At 46.4% G+C, this 22,558-nt stretch carries 15 protein-coding genes; 5 read left to right on the top strand and 10 right to left on the bottom strand.

Translation table 11 applies throughout. The features are described from left to right. Window positions 1–25 precede the first annotated feature (25 nt). On the top strand, window positions 26–1,357 hold the full coding sequence (gene tolC, locus M1D72_RS09345; RefSeq protein ID WP_390191643.1) for an outer membrane channel protein TolC: 1,332 nt from the start codon (window positions 26–28) through the stop codon (window positions 1,355–1,357). Between the two features lie 72 nt (window positions 1,358–1,429). On the opposite strand, the gene hldE is transcribed toward tolC, so the two are convergent. From hldE to M1D72_RS09325, 4 genes are all read right to left on the bottom strand, one after another. Beyond that, a complete protein-coding gene (hldE, locus tag M1D72_RS09340) occupies window positions 1,430–2,860 on the bottom strand; it encodes a bifunctional D-glycero-beta-D-manno-heptose-7-phosphate kinase/D-glycero-beta-D-manno-heptose 1-phosphate adenylyltransferase HldE (RefSeq protein ID WP_456296698.1) in 1,431 nt (476 codons plus the stop codon). A 73-nt stretch (window positions 2,861–2,933) separates the two neighbouring features. Then, on the bottom strand, window positions 2,934–5,771 hold the full coding sequence (gene glnE, locus M1D72_RS09335; protein ID WP_456296697.1) for a bifunctional [glutamate--ammonia ligase]-adenylyl-L-tyrosine phosphorylase/[glutamate--ammonia-ligase] adenylyltransferase: 2,838 nt from the start codon (window positions 5,769–5,771) through the stop codon (window positions 2,934–2,936). A 143-nt stretch (window positions 5,772–5,914) separates the two neighbouring features. Next, on the bottom strand, window positions 5,915–7,174 hold the full coding sequence (locus tag M1D72_RS09330; RefSeq protein ID WP_390191652.1) for a methyl-accepting chemotaxis protein: 1,260 nt from the start codon (window positions 7,172–7,174) through the stop codon (window positions 5,915–5,917). A gap of 332 nt (window positions 7,175–7,506) precedes the next feature. Further along, a complete protein-coding gene (locus tag M1D72_RS09325; protein WP_390191654.1) occupies window positions 7,507–9,024 on the bottom strand; it encodes a CYTH and CHAD domain-containing protein in 1,518 nt (505 codons plus the stop codon). Between the two features lie 401 nt (window positions 9,025–9,425). Between M1D72_RS09325 and M1D72_RS09320 the strand changes: the two genes are divergently transcribed. From M1D72_RS09320 to M1D72_RS09310, 3 genes are all read left to right on the top strand, one after another. Next, window positions 9,426–10,106, top strand: a complete 681-nt coding sequence (locus M1D72_RS09320) for a TIGR00153 family protein (RefSeq protein ID WP_390191656.1) — start codon at window positions 9,426–9,428, stop codon at window positions 10,104–10,106. A 125-nt stretch (window positions 10,107–10,231) separates the two neighbouring features. Continuing rightward, window positions 10,232–11,491 (top strand): inorganic phosphate transporter, encoded by a 1,260-nt coding sequence (locus tag M1D72_RS09315; protein ID WP_456296696.1) that lies wholly within the window; start codon window positions 10,232–10,234, stop codon window positions 11,489–11,491. Window positions 11,492–11,655: 164 nt separating this feature from the next. Next, window positions 11,656–12,267, top strand: coding sequence for a TIGR04211 family SH3 domain-containing protein (locus M1D72_RS09310; RefSeq protein ID WP_390191662.1), 612 nt, complete (start codon window positions 11,656–11,658; stop codon window positions 12,265–12,267). Window positions 12,268–12,305: 38 nt separating this feature from the next. Here the strand turns inward: M1D72_RS09310 and M1D72_RS09305 are convergent, their stop codons facing one another. Both M1D72_RS09305 and M1D72_RS09300 read right to left on the bottom strand, forming a co-directional pair. Next, on the bottom strand, window positions 12,306–13,046 hold the full coding sequence (locus tag M1D72_RS09305; protein WP_456296695.1) for a general secretion pathway protein GspB: 741 nt from the start codon (window positions 13,044–13,046) through the stop codon (window positions 12,306–12,308). After that, entirely contained in the window at window positions 13,030–14,661 is a 1,632-nt protein-coding gene (locus tag M1D72_RS09300; RefSeq protein ID WP_456296694.1) for an AAA family ATPase, read from the bottom strand. The genes M1D72_RS09305 and M1D72_RS09300 overlap by 17 nt, the downstream gene beginning before the upstream one ends. A gap of 87 nt (window positions 14,662–14,748) precedes the next feature. Here M1D72_RS09300 and M1D72_RS09295 point away from each other — a divergent pair, with 87 nt between their 5' ends. Further along, complete coding sequence (locus M1D72_RS09295; RefSeq protein WP_456296693.1) at window positions 14,749–15,963, top strand: multifunctional CCA addition/repair protein; 1,215 nt, start codon at window positions 14,749–14,751, stop codon at window positions 15,961–15,963. A gap of 220 nt (window positions 15,964–16,183) precedes the next feature. Here M1D72_RS09295 and eno read toward each other — a convergent pair whose 3' ends face one another. The 4 genes from eno to relA form a co-directional block, all read right to left on the bottom strand. After that, window positions 16,184–17,485 carry a phosphopyruvate hydratase gene (gene eno, locus M1D72_RS09290; protein WP_390191672.1) on the bottom strand — a complete coding sequence of 434 codons (1,302 nt, stop codon included), beginning with the start codon at window positions 17,483–17,485 and terminating at the stop codon, window positions 16,184–16,186. A gap of 77 nt (window positions 17,486–17,562) precedes the next feature. Continuing rightward, on the bottom strand, window positions 17,563–19,200 hold the full coding sequence (locus M1D72_RS09285; RefSeq protein WP_390191675.1) for a CTP synthase: 1,638 nt from the start codon (window positions 19,198–19,200) through the stop codon (window positions 17,563–17,565). Window positions 19,201–19,396: 196 nt separating this feature from the next. Further along, entirely contained in the window at window positions 19,397–20,206 is an 810-nt protein-coding gene (gene mazG / locus M1D72_RS09280; protein WP_456296692.1) for a nucleoside triphosphate pyrophosphohydrolase, read from the bottom strand. A 92-nt stretch (window positions 20,207–20,298) separates the two neighbouring features. Continuing rightward, window positions 20,299–22,512 carry a GTP diphosphokinase gene (relA, locus tag M1D72_RS09275; protein ID WP_390191681.1) on the bottom strand — a complete coding sequence of 738 codons (2,214 nt, stop codon included), beginning with the start codon at window positions 22,510–22,512 and terminating at the stop codon, window positions 20,299–20,301. Window positions 22,513–22,558: the final 46 nt, after the last annotated feature.

Below are 22,558 nucleotides of genomic sequence, written 5' to 3'. Positions count from 1 at the left end.
CAAGCATTAGGCAGGAATAGGACCCATGAAAAAACTGCTTCCCCTCGTGATTAGCGCCGCGCTAAGCGGGCTTTACACGACATCTGCTTTGGCAGATACGCTTGCAGAAATCTATAGCCAAGCGAAAGAAAACGATCCTACATTGTTAAATTCAGCCGCCCAACGCGATGCCGCTTTTGAAGCCATTAATTCTAGTCGTAGCTCATTGCTTCCTCAGATTAATTTAACGGCAAGTTACGATTTAACCCGTAGTGATTATGAAGCTCTTGGCCGCTCAACACGTGACAGCGATCGTCTTGCTGCCGGTGTCAGTTTTTCCCAAGAACTTTATAACCGTTCCAGTTGGATAAGTTTAGACACTGCAGAAAAAACTGCACGTCGTGCCGACTCTTCCTATGCTTCTGCTCAGCAATCTTTGATTCTACGCGTCGCCCAAGCATACTTTGATGTACTAAAAGCCAAAGAAAGCTTGGAGTTTGTCCGCGCAGAGAAAGCCGCCGTTGCGCGTCAGCTAGAACAAACCAAACAACGTTTTGAAGTGGGTCTGTCTGCCATTACAGACGTTCATGACGCACAAGCTCAGTATGATACTGTTCTCGCTGATGAAGTTTTGGCAGAAAATGAACTGGCAAACAGCTATGAAGGGTTGCGCGAAATTACGGGTCAGTCACACGCTAACCTGAGCGAATTAGACACCAAGCGTTTCGCCGCAAGCCGTCCAGATGAAACCGTTCAACGTCTAGTCGATCAAGCGCAGCAAAAGAACCTTGAGCTACTAACCGCACGTATTGAACAAGATATTGCGCGCGATAACATCACCTTGGCCAGTTCAGGTCGCCTACCGCAGTTAACGCTGGATGGCGGTTACAACTACATGTCTGAAAATAACGATGATAACTCGCTATCTGGTGAGAATATCAGCGACTTTAGTGTTGGCTTGAACCTCTCCGTTCCTCTATACACTGGTGGAAACCTGACGTCACTGACCAAACAGGCCGAATACAACTACGTCGCCGCAAGCCAACAGTTAGAAAGCACTTACCGCACCGTGGTACGTAATGTTCGTGCCTATAACAACAACATCGTCGCTTCGATTGGCGCCATTCGCGCGTACGAACAAACTGTTGTTTCCGCACGCTCTGCACTGGAAGCCACTGAAGCAGGTTTTGATGTAGGTACACGTACTATCGTTGATGTGCTTGATGCGACTCGCCGTTTATACGATGCGAACCGTAGTTTATCCAACGCTCGTTACGACTACATTGTAAGTGTGCTGCAACTGCGCCAAGCTGTAGGCACACTTAGCGAGCAAGATATTGTCGACATTAGCAGCAGTCTACAACCTGTGACGGGCTAATGGCTTCATCTGACGGAAACAAAAAAACCGCTGCTTTCGCAGCGGTTTTTTATTCAAACAAGGTTAAGGCACTTAACCTTTACCACCTTTAATCGCGTTAATGATTTCAGATGTAGAGCACCCATCTTCAAAGTTAAGTACTTTCACCTCCCCGCCATTAGCAATTACGTCTTTCCCGCCAGCGATTTGCTCTGGTTGGTAGTCGCCTCCTTTAACCAGCAAATCAGGCAAGACTGAAGCAATTAAACGCTGAGGCGTCTCTTCGCCAAACGGAACCACCCAGTCGACAGCACCTAAACCCGCTAACACCGCCATACGGCGATCGGTTGGGTTAACAGGGCGACCTGGCCCTTTAAGACGCTTCACCGATTCATCAGTATTAACCGCAACAATTAAGCGGTCGCCTAATTTCGCGGCATGATTGAGATAGGAGACATGGCCGGCATGTAAAATGTCAAAGCAGCCATTGGTCATCACGACTTTCTCACCTTTTGCTTGTGCCTGTTTCACCGCTTCGACAAGCTTGTCTTCGCTAATCACGCCAAAGTCAGTATCGCGACTGCCGTGTACCGCTTCTGCCAATTCAATGGTCGACAACGTCGAGGTGCCCAATTTCCCGACAACGACGCCGGCTGCCGCGTTGGCCAGTGCACATGCTTCATCAAGCGGTTTCCCCGCAGATACAGACGCAGCCAATACTGAAATTACGGTATCGCCCGCCCCTGTAACATCAAACACTTCTTTGGCTTGGGTAGCGAGATTAAACGGTGCTTGCCCTTTACGCAGTAACGTCATGCCATGTTCACTGCGCGTAACAAGCAAAGCTTCAAAGTCATATTTGTCGATCAGCGCAAGCCCTTTTTCGACTAGCTCTTGTTCTGTTTTGACGCGTCCAACAACGAGTTCAAATTCCGCCATGTTAGGTGTGAGTAGAGTGGCACCACGATAACGTTCAAAATCCGCACCTTTCGGGTCAATAAACACGGGCACGTTGGCCGCTCGAGCTTGTTGAATGTACTGCTGAACATGCTCAAGCGCGCCTTTTCCATAATCGGAAAGCACAACCGCACGAACCGTTGGTAACACTTTATCCATACGGCTTAACATCAACTGAGGATCGATGTTCTCAAACTCATCTTCAAAATCGAGTCGAATCAGTTGCTGGCCTCGGCTTAACACTCGTAATTTAGTGATGGTGGGATAATCACTCAAACCAACAAAATCACACTCAACGCCGAGCGACGATAGCGTGTCATTTAATACCGCTGCGGGTTCATCCACCCCGGTTAGACCAACAATGTGTGCTCGTCCGCCCAGTGACGCAATGTTCATCGCAACGTTCGCTGCGCCACCTGGACGTTCTTCATTGTTTTCTACTTTAACCACGGGGACAGGCGCTTCTGGTGAGATTCGGCCCGTCGGTCCATACCAGTAGCGGTCAAGCATGACATCACCGACAATCAGTACGCCTGAATCGCTGTAGTCAGGTAGAATTGGTTTCATTGTTGATCTCCAAAGTATTGTTCTGCGCGAATTTTAGCACAGCCAATACGAAGCCAAAACTCCCGTCATACGGTTATTCCAGCCATTGTTGCCAAACTTTTGTCACTAGATCACGTTCTGCCACCAGCTTCTCTTCATCCACATCCGCCGATAAGTTCAGTAAGTTACGATGGTGGATTTGATCACGCATCGTTGCATAGGCATGAGTGATTCCTTGGCTGTCAGACTCAGAGATGATGCCTTCATTCATCAGCGACTCAAAAATCCGTACATTATCCGACCACTGAGTTAGCTTGGGCTTGTCATGACTAAACATCAGCACCAGATACTGGGCCAAAAACTCAATATCAGTGATGCCGCCACTGTCTTGCTTAATCATAAAGCGACCACTTTTTTTCCCACCTAAGTGCTGCTGCATCTTAAGGCGCATATCGACCACTTCTTGCTTGAGTGTTTCTTGGTCACGCGCTTGGGTAAGAACGCGATGGCGAGTTTGCTCAAAGCTCTCAACTAAGGGTTGGTCACCATAGATGATTCGCGCGCGCACCAGCGCTTGATGCTCCCACGTCCAAGCTTCATTGAACTGATACTCAGCAAACGCATCGGTTGGGCTCACCAACAAGCCTGAAGCGCCAGACGGGCGCAGCCGCGTATCCGCCTCATATAAGATGCCCGAAGGGGTGCGCGTCGAGAAAATATGGATAATACGTTGAGCAAGGCGCAGGTAAAACTGTCGACCATCAATCTGCTTGACGCCATTCGTTACCACATCAACTGGGCAGTCATGCATAAACACCAGATCCAGATCGGAGTTATAACCAAGCTCCCATCCCCCTAACTTGCCATAACCGATCACAGCAAAGCCTTTTCCGCCGCGTTGATCCAGATGGCTCGGCTCACCGTATTTTTCACTCAGTTGACGCCAGGCCAAATTAACCACGGACTCGACAGTAACTTCAGCAAGACGCGTCAAATGATCGCTGACTTTCATCACGGGCAAAGCGCCAGCAATATCCGCCGCGGCAATACGCAGAATGCTGATCTGCTTAAACTGACGCAGACCTTCCATCTGCTGCTCCATATCATCTTCAGGAATGCGTGCCAGAAAATCCCGTAACTCAACCTGATAATCGTCAAGCTGAATCGGGTTATACAGATGCTGAGGGTCGATCAACTCATCAAGTAAAATAGGGAAACGACCTAACTGTTCGGAAATCATGGGGCTGGCGATACACAGACGAACCAATTGATACAACGCACCTTTATGCTCATCAAGCAATTCAAGGTAGGTGGTACGTGTCGAGATTTGATAGATCAAGGTAAGAACGCGAGGCAATCCATACAGCGCATCTTTATTTTCAAATACCGCTTTAAAGATCTTCGGCATTAAATGATTGAGAACTTCTCGCCCGCGAGGGCCTAAGGTTTTCTTCGCCAGATCACGTTTAAAATGACGAATGCTTTCCGCGCAGCGCAAGGCATCTTGCACCTCAAGATCTTGCAAAATGACTTCGATCACTTCCTCTTTCTGGGCCATATCCCACAATTCATGGAAATGGATCTCCACGTCATCAGTCGACTCATCTTCATCCCCGACGAGGTTATTGAAAATGTCGTGAACTCGGCTCATATGCTGATCGATTTCGGCGGTTAACTCAGACCAACTCTCATAACGCATTGCTGTTGCCAATTGCAGCTGCTCAATCTCAGTCTCTGGTAAGGTTTGAGTCTGTTTATCGCCCAGCGCCTGAAGCAAGTTTTCCACTTGGCGTAAAAAACAATATGAGCTGCGCAGCTGAGAAACGTCTTGGTAAGGCAGAAGGTTCAGGTCACGAACGGCTTTGAGCACTTCAAGTAAACTTTTACGACGCAAGCTCGGTTCACGTCCACCACGAATTAATTGAAAAGACTGAGCAATAAACTCAATTTCACGAATCCCACCCGCTCCGAGTTTAATGTTATTGGTTAAACCACGGCGACGGATTTCACTGCTGATCATCGATTTCATACGTCGCAGTGATTGAATCGCACTGAAATCAATATAGCGACGAAAAACAAACGGCAATAGAAGACGACGGAGCTCATCATACTGAGCGTACATTTCACTGCCCATTACTCGCGCTTTAATCATCGCGTAGCGCTCCCAATCACGCCCCTGCTCTTGGTAATAGTCTTCAAGTGCTGCGTAACTCATGACCAGTGGCCCACTGTCACCAAACGGGCGTAAGCGCATGTCGACGCGATAGCAAAAACCATCAATGGTCTGCAGATCAAGCACTTTGATAATTCGCTGACCTAAGCGCGTAAAGAATTGTGCATTTGACAGGCTGCGGCGCGCACCTTGTGTCTCTCCGTTTTCAGGGTAGGTGAAAATCAAATCAATATCGGAAGAGAAATTTAACTCTCCACCACCCAATTTCCCCATACCAATAATCAACATTGGCTGCGGTTCTCCCTGACTATTACAGGGTGTTCCAAATTCTCGGCAGCAAAGATCGTATTGCCATGAGTAGGCTTCGAATATCAGCGCCTCGGCGAGTTCCGAAAGATGCTTTAAGCTCTCTTCCAGACTCCAAGTATGGAGAAAATCACGCCACGCGATATACACCATTTCCCGGTTACGAAACTGTCGCAACACTTGCATGCCTTGCTGTTCGTTTTTGCAGCCCTTAAGTAGGTTTTTCAGCTGCAAACGATACTCTTCCCAGCGACGGTCAAATTCCAACATATGTGGCAGACGCTGACGCAGAAGACTATCCCTTTCTAAAGTTAAAGTAACAAACTGGCTCATACCAGCGATATAACTTAGCTCATCCAAACGGTTAGATGGCCAATGCTGCATCTCTTCGGATTGAAGGATCGGCTCAAGCGCCGATTGCGACACTGAAGATAAAGAAGCGGGCAATTGCATGTAGATTCCTTGTGCTAGCACGACATGTAGATATTAGATTTACTCTATACAAAGTTGCAGAAATAAAAAACGCCCACTGACGATTTGTGGGCGTTGATATAAAGAGTTAGACACTTTTATCAAAAGCTAAACGCTTGAGAGGACTAATCCACCTTGAACGAAGTGATTTTCTTATCTAATGCATCCGCATTGGATTGCATAATTTCCGATGTTTCCAGCAATTCACCGACAACGGTCACCGAGGCTTCAACCAGTTCTCGGACATTGGTCAAGTTTTGATTCATCTCTTCTGCTACCGTACTTTGTTGGCCTGCAGCAGAGGCTATCTGGAAGTTCATATCGTTGATTTGATTGACTTGATCGACAATACCGTCCAATTCTTGTCCAGCATTGGTGACCAAATCAACGCCATCGGCTGCTTCAACCACACTTTTTTCCATCAGCTCAACGGCCGAACCCGCACTGTTTTGCAATTGGCTGATCATCTCTTGAATTTCAACAGTCGCTTCTTGGGTACGCTGAGCAAGATTACGTACTTCATCCGCCACCACAGCAAAACCGCGTCCAGCTTCACCTGCGCGCGCCGCTTCAATCGCAGCATTTAGAGCCAGCAAATTAGTTTGTTCTGAAATGCCTTGAATCGTCCCTACCACACTGCCAATCGCTTCAACACGTTCTTCAACTTGATTCACCGCTTCGGCAGAAGCCGCAATGTCGGAAGACAATTGACGAATTTTAGCCACAGTATCAAGCACGAAACGTTGGCCAGAAGCCGCCTGCGTTGACGCATTTTCGGTGAGCGTTGATGCACTTTGCGCATGCTCTGCCACCGTTTGAACGGTTGAGGACATCTCGCTCATTGCTGTAGCCAGTTGATCAATTTCACGAAACTCTTCTTGTGCGGACTCTTTGGTTTCCGACATGCTGATGGCCATAATCTCCGTCAGCTCAAACAGCTCTTTCGACGCCCCCACTTGCATTTTGATCACTTCACGTAGCTGACGACGAGTTTTCTCGATCTCTCGTGCAACGTCGCCATATTCATCTTTACATTGCATATCAACCGCTACCGACAGATCTTTTTGAGCCATGGTGTTGATCGATTCACTGATATAGCGTGTTTGGCGCAGCATGATACGTGCCGTAAACATCAGCAATACCACAAAGATAATAATCATAAATACGGTTTGCCAAACCACTTGTACTAAATAGGCATCATAGTGTTGTTGAGCAACTTGTGTATTTTGGGTTGCCGCGACTAAAGCGTTATAAAACGTACTTGCGTCCCACAATTGCTTAGCAATGATCAAAATGGTACTGAACACCATCAGTAAAACCATTTTCGGCACTAAGCGAATATCGGTAATCACTCGTTCCCAAGGCTTAAACGACAGAATTGCCATTATTCGTTCTCCCTTTCACTTTGTTGACGCGCTTATAGCTCTATAAAATCATCAATCTAAAGTTCTATTTTTATTTATTGATCTAATGCGAAAGATTGTATCAGTAATTTCCAGTAGGGTATGAGGTGTCAATCACCCTAACTTCAATAATTTATAATTTTTTACGAACCGTGAAATTATTTGCTTGTACCACAACGTTTCCCCTTGGAATACTCGGTTATCGGCAGAAAGAGACAGGGCTAAAGTCACCAAGGTGAAAATGTTGACTAATGAAAGATTCATAACAAAAAAAAAGAAGCCCGAAGGCTTCTTTTTACACAATTCCGTTTGACCTATTCTCGCCAGTAAGGCGTGGCCTCAACACTGATTTTTCTGGTCTGTTCCATGGCATGTAAAATCGATGTCTCTTGACGAAATAGCCAACGCTCCAGTTGTTCACGTTCTTCTGTTTCTAACTGATCTTTCAGATCTTCGAGCGGTTTTAGCATGAGTAACTCTTCAATGCCTTCGAGTAAGTCCGCCCAAGGCAAACGAAAACCATTACGTTCATCGAGATCGTACAAGCTGGCGAAACTCATTCCCGTATAGAGATTACGCAATAATCGATACTGCTGATCAATGTATTCTTGGCGATCGAGCGACTTCTCTGCCGGAAACGCTTCAGTAAGATCGGCCCAAGTACGATCAAGTTGTTTTGCGGCAAATTGCTGAATATTAAGATCCATCTTTTCACGCGCCTTTTCGTCAAGAAAAGGTTGCCAGCCACGAGTCAAAATCCAACGGCTCAAGTCGAGGATCAAGCCGGTGTAACGCGCGCAAGTCAACAGATTCAGAACTTCAAAACGATCCGGCAACTGCTGCTGCATCTCACTCAATTGAGTGATCAAAAACTTCTTAGCGTCGAGCTTGCGTAGCGCGTGACCTTTATCTTCCAGCAGATCTTCAAGGTGGTCATACTCTCTCAACCACTCTAACTCATGCTCTAGCCATTTCAGCTCCTGGCGCAAAATTGCACTGGCTCTGCGTGGCACAATGCCCCCATAGACACTTAATAATTGACGAATAAAGCTAACGGCATGGCGAATTTGATGAAGCGCCTCTATGCTCTCTTGCTCAACATAAAGCTGTTCATGGTATTGCCAATGATTTAAGGCGTGCTCAAGAGACTGAATAAAACACGATTCCACGCTGTCTGTTTTACTGGTACGCACCAAAGGCAGTCTTGTCACTTCATCTGGAGCAAGCTTCATTGCAAGTCGATAGCCACGAGCCGCTTTACTGAGGTTGCCAAGACGCATTCCACCATGATCACACAATGCGCGAGCAAGCGTAAACAAGGCATCGGTTTGCCCTGATTTCAACTCTAATTCGACTTCACAAATCGGTTCGGCTTCATCACCAGAGATCACAGCGCCTTGGTCAAAAGCAACTTCAATTTGGCTTCCGTCTGCCATGCCCACTAACCATTGCTCACGGGTAAAGTTGGTTGAAAATAGAGGGCTAAGTTCTGACTGAAGCTCTTCCAGTGCTTTGCCTTGCGGCCAAATATCATCAGGGTGAAGAGAAACATCAGGATCATTGCTATTATGCTCAGCATTGTATTCTGGCCGTTGATGCAACCCTGCTACCACTCTCCCAGCGGTTTTAACGGTTTGCACAAAGACATCATCAAAACGACGAATCCTAAGACCAATATCGTGCTGGCGTAACCAGTTGTCCGGTGTATCGAAATAGGTATTTCCTAATTCACGGCAACTGTGCTGAAGAACTTTGGTTTCAGAGATTTTTTCTAGTAAAGTCTCTGAAAAGTCTGGAGAAACAAAAAACTTCAGTTCTATTTCGGTTTCCATAGTTTTACCTTTAAACGCAGATACCAACAGGATATTGCTTAAACTCAGTGTCAGCAAGCAAGAAATCCTCACATTTGAGCGTAAATCGTTACGCAATAATGTCGAGTGTGTCATTTTCGCGCCACGGGTAGCAAAACAGGCGGGTAAACGGTAAGCGTTTGGTATCTTTTAATAAGCTAACTAAGATTCCAATGAAGCAAACGTTTTCGTCAATAGCAGGAAGTCACCAATCCGCCTCACTGACAAAATGGCAATCCAAACAACATGGCTATAAGTGGATTAAAAAAAGTTTTAATCACCGATTTTATGCGTTACCATGCGCGCCTTTATAGCCAGTGTTCAACATTTCGCCATGAGTGGTGACTGTTTTTTTAGGGTTATATGAATTAGGTTGAATTACCATGCCAGTAAATACAATCATGGGGTTATTTGCAAAGTCCCCGATTAAGCCTTTGCAACGCCACGTAGTGTGCGTCAATGAATGCTGCTCTCACCTGATCAACTTCTTTGAAGTCTGTGCTCAGGGCGATTGGGAAAAAGCATCTGAAATTCGTGCACAAATTTCTCATCTTGAGAAAGAGGCGGATGTATTAAAACGAGAAATTCGTCTTAAACTTCCTCGTGGGCTTTTCATGCCTGTTGATCGTAGTGACATGTTAGAGCTACTGACTCAACAAGATAAGTTAGCCAACCTTGCCAAAGATATCGCTGGTCGTGTCTATGGTCGTCAACTTTCCATTCCAGAATCTCTTCAAGATAATTTTATTGCTTATGTAAAGCGTTGTTTAGATGCGGCCAATCAAGCACAGAAAGTCATCAATGAATTAGATGAACTACTGGAAACCGGGTTCAAAGGCCGTGAGGTAACACTTGTGGCTGAAATGATTCACCAATTAGATGTCATCGAAGATGATACGGATGCGATGCAAATTCAACTACGTCAGCAATTGATGGCGATTGAAGCGCATATGAATCCAATTGATGTGATATTTTTGTACAAAATTTTTGAGTGGGTCGGCGGAATCGCTGATCAAGCGCAACGAGTTGGCGCTCGACTTGAATTAATGTTGTCACGCTCATAATTAAGTAAATCAAATAACGAAGAGTAAATTACGACTGCCTATATTTAAGCGTCACGACAGATAAACGCTTAAGGCAGTTTCGTGCCTAAATTTACTCCGCTGGTTATCAACAACTAGGTATTACGATGGATGTCCTCGCGAATTACGGCACTGTCCTGATCATAATTGCAGCCCTTTTCGGTTTCCTAATGGCTATCGGTATTGGTGCCAACGACGTAGCGAACGCTATGGGTACGTCAGTTGGTTCTAAAGCCATCACCGTCAAACAAGCGATCATCATCGCGATGATTTTTGAGTTTGCAGGGGCCTATCTTGCAGGCGGTGAAGTGACTGACACAATCCGTAAAGGAGTCATTGAGACCTCTCTCTTCTCTTCTCAACCTGATATTCTCGTGTTTGGCATGATGTCAGCACTGCTGGCTGCTGGTACATGGCTTCTACTTGCCTCCTATATGGGCTGGCCAGTATCCACGACCCACTCTATCATTGGCGCTATCATCGGTTTCGCTTGCGTTTCTGTTGGCACAGAAGCGGTTGACTGGGGAAGTGTCAAAGGCATTGTCGGCAGTTGGATTATCACTCCAATTATTTCCGGGTTCTTTGCTTACCTGATTTTTGTCAGTGCTCAGCGTCTGATTTTCGACACCGAAAACCCATTACACAACGCCAAACGTTTTGTGCCTGTGTACATGTTTATCACCACCATGGTGATTGCACTGGTCACCATTAAAAAAGGCCTTAAGCACGTTGGGCTTCATTTGACAGGGACGGAAGCTTGGCTTTGGGCTGCCGCCGTGTCAGCTTTAGTGATGATCGGTGGTTACCTGTATATTCGCAACCGCTTCACCGCTCGTGAAGACGACCACAGCTTTGCTGGTGTTGAAAGTATCTTTAGTGTCTTGATGGTGATTACAGCGTGTGCAATGGCGTTTGCGCATGGTTCAAATGACGTAGCCAACGCTATCGGTCCCCTGTCTGCGGTTGTTTCCAGTGTTTCTCACATGGGGCAAATCGCCGCGAAAAGTGAAATCGCATGGTGGATTCTACCGCTTGGTGGCTTTGGTATTGTTGTGGGTTTGGCCACTCTTGGGCATAAAGTCATGGCAACGGTCGGTACGGGCATTACTGAACTCACTCCGAGTCGAGGCTTCGCAGCGCAGCTTGCTACGGCTTCTACTGTGGTACTGGCTTCAGGAACCGGCTTGCCGATCTCAACCACGCAAACTTTGGTTGGCGCAGTACTTGGGGTAGGCTTTGCTCGCGGCATCGCAGCCCTTAACCTCGGTGTGGTGCGTAATATCGTCGCGTCTTGGGTAGTAACCTTACCAGCCGGCGCTTTATTAGCGGTTGTCTTCTTCTACGCAATTGAAGCCATTTTCCGTTAAATAATAGGTCAATGCTTTGTTAGAGCACTGTTATTATTGACTCAAAAACACAGAAAGGGAGGCTCAGCCTCCCTTCTTAGTTGCAGAGCGCGAAGAAAGTTCTTAGTATTTGTTTCACATTAAAGAAATAGTTGAACAACTACCAAACTGCTAAAGGATTTACCGTGAAGAAACTGTTTTACATGGTTTTAGTCACCATGTTGGCTGCACCTGCCGCTTTCGCTCAAGACCGTTATATCGCAGACAAGCTCTTTACCTACATGCATTCTGGTCCAAATAACCAGTACCGCATTATTGGTAGCGTGGATGCGGGTGAGAAAGTGAACTTGCTACAGAGCAATAAAGAAACCGGTTATAGCGAAGTTGTTGACGAGAAAGGACGTAAAGGCTGGGTACAGACGCGTTTCATCACTCGCCAAGAAAGCATGGCCACGCGTATGCCTCGTTTGGAGAAAGAACTGGCTGAGGTTAAAAACAAATTGGCGAACGCACGGCAATCGGCTGACAGCGAAAAAGCAGGCCTTGCAGAATCCCTTGAAGTCCGTAATAAACAGATTTCAGAACTTGAGAAGAATTACTCTGACATCAGTAATCAGCTAACCGCCTCTCAAGAGGAAGTACGTAAGCTACGAGCCAAGTTAGACACGCAAAAAGATGATCTACTGCTTAAATACTTCATGTATGGTGGTGGCGTCGCTGGAGGTGGCTTACTGTTTGGCTTGATTCTGCCGTCAATCATGCCTCGCCGTAAACGCAAAAATTCAGGCTGGGTTTAATCTCTAATTAAAAAAACCGACTCCTCGAGTCGGTTTTTTTATCCTTGCCAATCATAAAGTGCGGGAACAAAAATCAGCTGCCCATGAAAACTGAGCAAGCTACCTTGCGGCCTTATTTCCACCAGCTCAAGCTGCGAATCAATATTTTGCCCTTGTGTGTATTCTTGGCCATTAATTTTAACCCAGCGCTTGTTTTCATTATCTGAATACACATGGGTCTGAAAATTAAGAGGCATCAACTTTCCAGTAAATTCCATACCGTGCTGTGATAAGTCAGTCCAATCGCTTTGGGCGAGCGCATTGTGAGTCGCAGTCCCCTTCGACCGTTGGCTAAGAGCCGAGTGTACCTTCACGGCTAAATCGGCAGGTAATGCAGACAGATCGACGCCGTCAAGCACGTCATTAACCTTAGGCGCCTCTGCCGATGTAGTTGTGCTTGGCGATGGGGATTGAGGCTTTTCCTCGCCACTCGTCAACGAGATATTTTCAATCGGTTTTAACTCATCAAAGTGAGGTGCTTCCAATTGCGTAAACGCTATCGGCACTTCAATCACTTTTGGTGCTTGATTGACTAAGGCTTGTTGATTTTCCAGCACTTGCTGCCAAGTCGAGATACCACGCCAAGCCAATATAATAACGGCAGGTAAAAGTGCCACCGCTATCCATCCATACCCCAGCCGAGTATCGGCTTTGGGCTGCGCTTTCCCCCTGTGAGTTGGGATACTTCTTTGCTGAAATCCACTTTCAGATTGTTCGAGCGCTTTAAGAACATTCGACATGTGGCTCTCCTTGATGATTGAGCAATGGCGCGTCACTTTGCGTCATTTGAGAAAGTCGATCGAGGGTCTGCTGCCCGGCAATCCCATCAACACTCAATTTCTGCCAGCGCTGAAATAACTCCACTTTTTGTTTTAAAGCGGCATCATAGCGGTTGGACGACGTTGCCGACTCGCCAAGCAACTTAGACACACATTGATTCAACTCTGCCACTTTTTTGCCGGACATGCCTGGCTTAAGCGTTTGTGACCATCGTTTTTTCCAAATGATGTAGGCACCTCCCTGCCAAAATTGGTTCAGGGTGTTACGTTCAAAGCGTAAGCGCTTATCCCCCATGAGCAACTCGACGTGTTGATCATCCATTTGGTAAAGAATCGCATATTCCGGTTGTTGGTTAACGTCTAATTCCAGCAACACTGGGAAGTTCAATGCTTCAATGGTCTCAAGAGTTGCCGAGCCTTGATAATGACACTCAAATTCTCGCGTGTTATTGCTTTCTTGGCAGAAACTGTCCATGACAGAGGCATCGTACCCCCATACTTTATACAGCTCACTGATGCCCTGCTCCAGTAGATGTCCAGAGCTCATCAATGTCGTCAGCGATGCTGGTAACACCTTTTTTTCAACGGCAGGTGCCGGAGAGCTAGGGTTATGTTGCTGCGCATATTCTTTTGCCAAAGGGCTGATCAACATTGGCGTCCAAACATAGCAAGCAATTGCTAACCCGATCCCGACTAGCGTGCTTGCCGTCCATAGTCGGCGTTTAATACTCGTTATTTGTTGATTATTTGAGGCCTGATTAAAGCTGGTTTGAAAAGCCATAACATGCTGACAAGCGTCGACCACGGTCTCGTGACTGGGTTGTTGCTCGCCTCGCGAATAGGCTTCGTTTAAAATCGCATCACACACCAAATTCACCAGTCGAGGAATCCCCTGCGTTTGAGTTGCAATATACTTCATAGACTTCGACGTAAATAATTGGCGATCGCCGCCTGCTTTTTCCAGTCGAAAACTGATGTATTTCACGGTGTCGTCTACCGTGAGAGGTAGCAAGTGATAGCGTCCCGTAATGCGCTGAGCAAGTTGCCTAAGTTGCGGCATTTGTAACTTATACTGCAACTCTGGCTGCCCGATGAGTAATACTTTAAGGAGTTTACGACTGTCGGTTTCTAAATTCGTCAGTAACCTTAACTGCTCTAAGACATCAGCAGAGAGGTGTTGCGCTTCATCAATTACTAATAGTGTTTGACGGCCCTGAGTATGATTCGCCAGCAAACACTGGTACAACGCATGATTCAGCACTTTAAGAGAATCATTGGGCTGATAACGAACATTAAATTCATCACAAATAGCTTGCAGAAGCTCAATCGATGAAAATGTCGGGTTGAGAATCAAACCTGCTTGAGTTTGGCTATCGAGGGATTTAAGCATGGCACGAGCGATCGTAGTCTTTCCAGTGCCAACCTCCCCCGTCAACATCGCAAAACCACCACCTTCGCCTAACCCAGATTGCAAATGACGCATCGCTTCTTGGTGGCGAGGGCTGAGATACAGATAACGAGAGTTCGGTACAATAGAAAACGGCAGCTCTACAAAACCATAATAATCCTTATACATACTCTCTTCTCTGTCATTTCAATGCTAAGCAAAGTACCATTAGTGCCAGTTATCGCCAAAGCTATTTTCCCAATTTGAGGTCAGGCAGTGCAAATATATCTTGTTGGCGGCGCGGTCCGCGACCAACTCTTAAACTTAGATGTCTACGACCACGATTGGGTGGTCGTTGGCAGCACCCCACAACAAATGCTCAGTGCTGGATTTACCGCTGTTGGCAAAGACTTTCCGGTATTTCTTGATCCCACCACAAAGCAAGAGCATGCATTGGCACGTACTGAGCGAAAAAGCGGTGTCGGCTATACTGGGTTTGACTGCTACTTTGCCCCAGACGTCACTTTGGAAGATGATTTGTTGCGCCGTGATCTTACCATCAATGCCATGGCTCAAGATCAAGATGGTCGTATTATCGATCCTTACGGTGGTCAGCAAGACATTGAGCAACGCATTTTGCGTCATGTTTCTGAGGCATTTGTGGAAGATCCATTGCGGGTGCTGCGTGTTGCGCGCTTTGCTGCCAAACTGAATCACCTTGGTTTTACCGTGGCTCCGGAAACGCTCTCGTTGATGCAACACCTCAGCGACAGTGGAGAACTGGCTCACTTAACCGCAGAGCGTGTATGGCAAGAATGGCAGAAATCTTTGTCGACGCAAAGCCCACATATCTTTTTGAAGGTATTACATCAATGTGGTGCGCTTAAGCACGTACTCCCGGAAATCGATGCTTTATTTGGCGTCCCTCAACCACAGCAATGGCACCCAGAAATTGATACTGGGGTTCATACTCTCATGGTCGCCGAGCAAGCCGCTAAACTTTCCGATTCCATTGCTCTGCGCTTTGCGGCTCAAGTCCATGATCTAGGCAAAGGCGTCACACCACCAGCAGAGTGGCCAAGTCACAAGCTACACTGCCATACTGGATTAAAACTCATTAAAGCGCTGTGTGAGCGTGTTAAAGTTCCGAATGAGTGCAAAGAGCTGGCACTGCTGGTCTGTGAGCAGCACTCAAACATACACAGAGCCGCTGAATTAAAACCGGCAACCAAGCTGAAGATACTCAATAAACTCGACGCCTGGCGCAAACCACAGCGCTTTGAGCAAGTATTGCTGTGTTGCCAAGCTGATCATGCTGGGCGGTTAGGGCTAGAAAACCGGCCATACCCTCAAAAATCGTTGTTTGAACAAGCTTATCAGGCCGCAATGGAAATCGATGTGCAGCAAGCGATCCAAGATGGTTATCAGGGTAAAGCCATTCGTGAAGAGCTCGACAGAAGGCGCATTCAAGCCATTGCCGACCTAAACTGACCGTCACAAAGATCCTTATCGTACGCGCTCTGAGATACAATAGAGAGCGCTCATCGAGAGCTTCCTCGATACGGATAAGTGGGTTGCTTTCTTTTAGGTATAGCAGCAACACGCTCACAACGGCTCATCGCTCTTCACTGCCCGCTTCCAAATAAAAAAACGCCCCACCGAAGTGGAGCGTTTCAAAAAGCTTTAAAGCTAAACTTTATTCAGTTAAGAATTAAGCTTGACCTTTTACTTCTTTAAGACCGTTGAAAGGAGCGCGCTCACCTAGAGCTTCCTCGATACGGATAAGTTGGTTGTACTTAGCAACACGGTCAGAACGGCTCATAGAACCTGTTTTGATTTGACCTGCAGCAGTACCTACCGCTAGATCAGCGATAGTTGCATCTTCAGTTTCGCCAGAACGGTGAGAGATTACTGCTGTGTAACCTGCATCTTTAGCCATCTTGATTGCAGCTAGAGTCTCAGTTAGAGAACCGATTTGGTTGAACTTGATAAGGATAGAGTTAGCAACACCTTTCTCGATACCTTCTTTCAGGATCTTAGTGTTAGTAACAAATAGATCATCACCAACTAGCTGGATTTTACCACCTAGAAGTTCAGTTTGGTGTTTGAAGCCATCCCAATCTGACTCGTCAAGACCATCTTCGATAGAAACGATTGGGTATTGGTTCGCTAGATCTTGTAGGTAGAAGTTAAATTCTTCAGAAGTGAAGATTTTGCCTTCGCCTTTCATGTTGTAGTTGCCAGCTTCTTTGTCGTAGAACTCAGATGCTGCACAGTCCATCGCTAGAGTCACGTCTTTACCAAGTACGTAGCCTGCAGATTCAACAGCTTCTTTGATTGCCGCTAGTGCTGCAGCGTTCGATTCTAGGTTAGGAGCGAAACCACCTTCGTCACCAACTGCAGTGCTTAGGCCTTTACCTTTAAGTACTTTAGCTAGGTTGTGGAATACTTCTGCACCGATACGTAGTGCTTCTTTAAGAGTTTTTGCACCAACAGGTTGGATCATGAACTCTTGGATATCTACGTTGTTGTCAGCGTGCTCACCACCGTTGATGATGTTCATCATTGGTAGAGGCATAGAGAATTGACCAGGAGTGCCGTTTAGCTCAGCGATGTGCTCATATAGAGGCATGCCTTTCGCAGCAGCAGCTGCTTTTGCGTTTGCTAGAGAAACAGCTAGGATTGCGTTCGCACCGAATTTAGATTTGTTATCAGTGCCGTCTAGGTCGATCATCACTTGGTCGACGTCAGCTTGAGCTTTTGCATCTTTGCCAACAAGTGCTTCAGCGATTGGGCCATTTACAGCTTCAATTGCTTTAAGAACACCTTTACCTAGGAAACGTGATTTGTCACCGTCACGTAGCTCAAGAGCTTCGCGAGAACCAGTAGAAGCGCCAGATGGAGCTGCCGCCATACCAACGAAACCGCCTTCTAGGTGTACTTCAGCTTCAACAGTTGGGTTACCACGTGAGTCGATGATTTCACGACCTAGAACTTTAACGATCTTAGACATTAATGTTTCCTCTCGTTTCAATATAAATGTCAAAATTAAAGGGCAGTAGCACATCTTCAGCTACTGCCCGTATCCTTTTATTTCTCTTCGCTACGTTGATATTCACCCGCGGCTTTAATGAAGCCGGCAAACAGTGGGTGACCGTCACGAGGCGTTGAGGTGAACTCTGGGTGGAACTGAGCCGCAACAAACCATGGATGATCCGGGTTTTCAATCATTTCTACCAGTTTCTTATCTGCTGATAGACCAGAAACCTTCAGACCTGCCTTTTCAATTTGTGGGCGAAGAACATTGTTCACTTCATAACGATGACGATGACGTTCATGAATTGTATCGCTACCGTATAGTTCACGAGCTTTCGTGCCTTTTTCTAGGTGACATAATTGTGAACCTAGACGCATTGTACCACCAAGATCTGACGTTTCAGTGCGCTCTTCTACGTTACCTTCGCTGTCGATCCATTCTGTAATCAAACCAACAACCGGGTACTTGGTGCCTTTGTTAAATTCTGTTGAGTGTGCGTCTTCCATACCCGCGACATTACGCGCATATTCAATTAACGCAACTTGCATACCTAAGCAAATACCTAAATATGGAATCTTATTTTCACGTGCGTATTGAGCCGCACGGATTTTACCTTCGATACCACGATCACCGAAGCCACCAGGTACTAGGATAGCATCCAAACCTTCTAAAAGGTCAATACCTCGGGTTTCTATATCCTGAGAATCAACGTATTTAATATTCACGCTTAAACGGTTTTTTAGACCAGCGTGTTTTAATGCTTCGTTAACTGACTTATAGGCGTCTGGTAATTCGATATATTTACCAACCATGCCAATCGTCACTTCGCCCGTCGGGTTCGCTTCTTCGTAGATAACTTGTTCCCACTCAGACAAATCCGCTTCTGGTGCATTGATGCCAAAACGGTTACAAACCAGATCATCCAATCCCTGAGAGCGGATCAATGAAGGAATCTTGTAGATAGAATCTACGTCTTTCATTGAAATAACGGCCTTTTCTGACACGTTACAGAACAGAGCAATCTTCTTACGCTCGTTGGCAGGAATCACACGATCACTACGACAAACGAGAATGTCAGGCTGAATACCAATCGAAAGCAACTCTTTTACTGAGTGTTGCGTTGGTTTGGTTTTCACTTCACCAGCAGCCGCCAAGTAAGGTACCAGCGTTAGGTGCATAAACATAGCGCGTTCACGGCCAATTTCTACGGCAAGTTGTCGAATCGCTTCCATAAATGGCAATGACTCAATATCACCTACAGTACCACCAATTTCAACGATAGCGACATCATGACCTTCAGCACCTTCAATCACGCGATCTTTGATCGAGTTAGTGATATGAGGAATCACCTGAATAGTGGCGCCTAGGTAGTCACCACGACGCTCTTTACGAAGAACGTCTGCATAAACACGACCCGCTGTGAAGTTGTTACGCTTGGACATTTTGGTACGAATAAAACGTTCGTAGTGGCCAAGGTCTAGGTCAGTTTCAGCGCCGTCTTCGGTTACAAAAACTTCACCATGTTGAGTTGGGCTCATTGTGCCTGGGTCAACGTTGATGTAAGGGTCTAGTTTCATGATGGTCACTTTCAGACCACGAGCTTCTAGAATCGCTGCCAGTGATGCAGCTGCAATACCTTTACCTAGAGAGGATACGACCCCGCCAGTAACAAAAATATAGTTTGTCGTCATGTTTAACCTGAAATTGGTTGAATGAGGGAAATGGATTTCTTCTGGACGGGAGAAAATTGTACCAGAAGCCCTTAACCGCCACAACGTGAAATATATCACACCTGTGTTTTTATTTTTTGCTTCAAATCAATCCCAGCGATGAGAATGGTGGAACCTTTGAATGACAGCGCATTCTTACGCGTCATTGCCAAACCTCTTAGGTTTCGCTGGTCGCTTTCTCTTGCTGTTTGACTTGCTGCCAAAACTGTTCCAGTTCATCTAATGTGAACGCATTCAGAGGACGGTTATTCTGGCGAGCAAGCTGCTCAACCTGCCTAAATCGACGTTCAAATTTGACATTTGCCTTGGTTAACGCACTTTCTGGATTTTTTCCCAAATGACGCGTCATGTTGACCACAGCAAACAATAAATCGCCCAGTTCGAGCTCCAAAGCATGTTCATCAACCGGTACCATCAACGCCTCTTGCTGTACTTCTTCAATTTCTTCATGGACTTTATCAACCACCGGCCCTAATGTGTCCCAGTCAAAGCCAAATTGAGCACATTTCTTTTGTATTTTATTGGCGCGCATCAATGCTGGAAGCGAGTTTGGTACTGAGTCTAGAATACTTTGCGTTGTTTCGCCTCTTTGCGCTTTTTCCTGCGCTTTTTGATTTTCCCAATTCTCTTTTAGCTCCGCATCACTGCTAAAATTGGCACCACCAAAAACATGAGGATGGCGTCGAGTCAGCTTTTCATTCACTGTGTCAACGACGTCACTAAAATCAAATAGCCCTTGCTCATTAGCCAGTTGGCTGTAGAAAATCACCTGAAACAGTAAGTCCCCGAGCTCTTCTTTTAAATTTGACCAATCTTGCTTATGAATCGCGTCCACCACTTCATACGTTTCTTCAATAGTGTGTGGAACGACCGATTCAAAGGTCTGCTTTACATCCCAAGGACAACCGTTCTCAGGGTCACGCAGTTGGCGCATAATGCGCTCTAAATCTTCTATTGGATGGCTCATCGTGTTTCCTTCCTCTAAATAAAAAAGGTGAGCAGTACTCCCACTCACCTTTTCGCTCACTGTCTATGATTTTATCGGCACTTGAAACCCGTTTACGTGAGGCGTTTTACCGTCATCACATCACGAATCTGTTCAACCCGCTTGGATATTCTTGGCAGAACTTCGACGTTACTAACTTCAAGGTCAAAATCCATGATCGTCATTTGTCGGCGATAATCAATTCGGCTCTTCATACTGGCAATTTTGATTTTCTCATTGGCCAGCAAGGTGGTGATGTCTTTGAGTAATCCGCCGCGCTCCATCGCTTCCACACGCATGGTTAAGATGTAAGATCCTACAAAGCCACTGCCCCAAACCGTATCGATGATTCGCTCTGGCGCATGGTGGCGCAGTTCATCCAACTGCTCACAATCCGAGCGGTGCACCGAAATACCGCGCCCTTGAGTAATATAGCCACTAATCTCATCACCAGGAATCGGCTGACAGCAGCGTGCAAGGTGTGTCATCAGGTTATCAACCCCTTCCACCACAACCGCATCTTTTTTCGGACGGCTGGTTACACGGTGCTCAGCTTCTTGCAGTTTTTCCAGCGCTTGCTGATCTTCTTCTTCTGCGGTTGGCTTATTCACTAATGCGTTAATGTGATTGATGATTTGGTTGATTCGTAAATCACCGCTACCGACACCAACGAAGAGTTCATCCGCTGAGTTGACATTAAAACGCTTCAAGGCATATTGCTCAGCGTCTTTGAGTGTCGCGCCAATTTTTGCCAATTCACTTTCTAGAATTTCTCGCCCAGCCTCTAGGTTTTTCTCCCGGCTTTGCTTACGGAACCAAGCATTAATCTTGGCTCGAGCTCGGCCTGAGTGCACAAAGCCCAATGATGGGTTCAGCCAATCACGGGATGGGTTCGGCTCTTTAGAGGTGATGATCTCGACCTGATCCCCCATGTGCAATTTGTGGGTAAACGGGACAATCCGCCCACCAACTTTGGCACCGATGCACCGATGACCGACTTCAGAGTGAATGTGATAGGCAAAGTCGAGTGGCGTTGCGCCCATCGGTAAGTCAACCACATCACCACGCGGCGTAAAGGCATAGACGCGATCATCAAACACTTGGCTACGTAACTCATCGAGCATTTCGCCAGAATCGGACATCTCTTCTTGCCAATCGAGCAGTTTGCGCAGCCATGTAATTTTCTCATCATAACCGCTGCGACTGCTTGCCCCTTCCTTGTATTTCCAGTGAGCGGCCACACCAAGCTCAGATTCTTCATGCATCTGTTTGGTGCGAATCTGGATTTCAATGGTTTTGCCTTCAGGGCCAAGAATCACCGTGTGAATCGACTGATAACCGTTTGGCTTAGGATTGGCGACATAATCGTCAAACTCACTGGGCATATGCTTGAACTGGGTATGCACGACACCGAGCGCCGCGTAGCAGTCTTGTAGTTTATCCGCGATGATTCGCACCGCACGCACATCAAAGAGCTCATCAAAAGCGAGATTCTTTTTCTGCATTTTGCGCCAGATACTGTAGATATGCTTAGGGCGCCCAGTCACTTCCGCATTGATTCCGCATTCTTTCATCTCTTTGGATAAAGACTCGACGAAATCCTTGATGTATTGCTCACGTACAATGCGCCGCTCAGACAGTTGCTTAGCAATCTGTTTGTAAGTCTCTGGATGTTGGTAACGAAACGCGTAATCTTCAATTTCCCATTTCAGTTGCCCAATACCAAGGCGGTTAGCCAGAGGTGCATAAATGTTGGCACATTCTTTTGCCGCGGCGCGGCGTACTTCATCAGGCTCTTTTTTTACTTCAATGAGATTACAAATACGTTCAGCCAGTTTAATGACCACGCAGCGAAAATCGTCAACCATTGCCAATAACATGCGGCGCACATTATCCACTTGCTCAGAGGCTTCGCCTCCCTCTTTGGTGACATTTAACTGACCAATAGCCGCCATCTCTTCGACGCCTTCAATCAGTTTTAAAATCTCTTTATTGTATTGTTCTTCCAATTGATCTTGTGGATACGCGCCACTTGAGACCAAAGGAAACAACAGCGCCGCTTCCAACGTCGCAGTGTCCATCGATAAGGTGATCAATATTTCGATCATCTCTCGACCACGCCACAACAGAAGTTGCGCCTTCGAGTGCCCTTCTAAAACCTGTTCACACTGCCGGTATACATCGGTCAGTGCACGAGAAATTTTGCCATCCTGGCCGAGACTCGCGATCCACTTTTCAAGCTCAAACTGTTCGTTTTGATTCAAATGTGCGCTTCGTACCGCAACCATTTTTCTATCCTGTTATATTTTTTATTGATTGATGCGCTCGTTCCTA

The organism is Vibrio sp. AK197 (assembly GCF_053903115.1).
Note: the sequence above shows the minus strand (reverse complement) of the source record. Positions and strands in the feature narration are given on the sequence as shown.

Excerpts from the sequence above, each read along its gene's own strand:
- tolC (WP_390191643.1), top strand. The coding sequence starts at position 26 with ATGAAAAAACTGCTTCCCCTCGTGATTAGCGCCGCGCTAAGCGGGCTT.
- hldE (WP_456296698.1), bottom strand. The coding sequence starts at position 2,860 with ATGAAACCAATTCTACCTGACTACAGCGATTCAGGCGTACTGATTGTC.
- glnE (WP_456296697.1), bottom strand. The coding sequence starts at position 5,771 with ATGCAATTGCCCGCTTCTTTATCTTCAGTGTCGCAATCGGCGCTTGAG.
- M1D72_RS09330 (WP_390191652.1), bottom strand. The coding sequence starts at position 7,174 with ATGGCAATTCTGTCGTTTAAGCCTTGGGAACGAGTGATTACCGATATT.
- M1D72_RS09325 (WP_390191654.1), bottom strand. The coding sequence starts at position 9,024 with ATGGAAACCGAAATAGAACTGAAGTTTTTTGTTTCTCCAGACTTTTCA.
- M1D72_RS09320 (WP_390191656.1), top strand. The coding sequence starts at position 9,426 with ATGCCAGTAAATACAATCATGGGGTTATTTGCAAAGTCCCCGATTAAG.
- M1D72_RS09315 (WP_456296696.1), top strand. The coding sequence starts at position 10,232 with ATGGATGTCCTCGCGAATTACGGCACTGTCCTGATCATAATTGCAGCC.
- M1D72_RS09305 (WP_456296695.1), bottom strand. The coding sequence starts at position 13,046 with ATGTCGAATGTTCTTAAAGCGCTCGAACAATCTGAAAGTGGATTTCAG.
- M1D72_RS09300 (WP_456296694.1), bottom strand. The coding sequence starts at position 14,661 with ATGTATAAGGATTATTATGGTTTTGTAGAGCTGCCGTTTTCTATTGTA.
- eno (WP_390191672.1), bottom strand. The coding sequence starts at position 17,485 with ATGTCTAAGATCGTTAAAGTTCTAGGTCGTGAAATCATCGACTCACGT.
- M1D72_RS09285 (WP_390191675.1), bottom strand. The coding sequence starts at position 19,200 with ATGACGACAAACTATATTTTTGTTACTGGCGGGGTCGTATCCTCTCTA.
- mazG (WP_456296692.1), bottom strand. The coding sequence starts at position 20,206 with ATGAGCCATCCAATAGAAGATTTAGAGCGCATTATGCGCCAACTGCGT.
- relA (WP_390191681.1), bottom strand. The coding sequence starts at position 22,512 with ATGGTTGCGGTACGAAGCGCACATTTGAATCAAAACGAACAGTTTGAG.